Below are 443 nucleotides of genomic sequence, written 5' to 3'. Positions count from 1 at the left end.
GACGGCGTGTCCGTGGCCAAGGAAATCGAGCTGAAGGACAAGCTGCAGAACATGGGCGCGCAGATGGTCAAGGAAGTGGCTTCCAAGACCAGCGACAACGCCGGTGACGGCACCACCACCGCGACCGTGCTGGCCCAGTCGATCGTGCGCGAAGGCATGAAGTACGTTGCCGCCGGCATGAACCCGATGGACCTGAAGCGCGGCATCGACAAGGCCGTGCTGAACGCGGTCGAAGAGCTGAAGAAGCTGACCAAGAACACCACCACCAGCAAGGAAATCGCGCAAGTCGGCTCGATCTCCGCCAACAGCGACGAAGTGATCGGCAAGCTGATCGCGGAAGCGATGGACAAGGTCGGCAAGGAAGGCGTGATCACCGTCGAAGACGGCAAGTCGCTGGCCGACGAGCTGGAAGTCGTGGAAGGCATGCAGTTCGACCGCGGCTA

The 443-nt window shown here is 61.6% G+C and carries 1 protein-coding gene; it reads left to right on the top strand.

The annotated features are described in order from the left end of the window. Window positions 1–443, top strand: a 443-nt coding sequence (locus K206_RS40685; protein WP_043368091.1) for a TCP-1/cpn60 chaperonin family protein, incomplete at both ends; no start/stop codon positions are given.

The organism is Cupriavidus sp. WS, from assembly GCF_000395345.1.
GTDB lineage: Bacteria > Pseudomonadota > Gammaproteobacteria > Burkholderiales > Burkholderiaceae > Cupriavidus > Cupriavidus basilensis_B.
The sequence above is the reverse complement of the archived record's forward strand: the minus strand, read 5'-3'. Positions and strand labels throughout refer to the sequence as shown.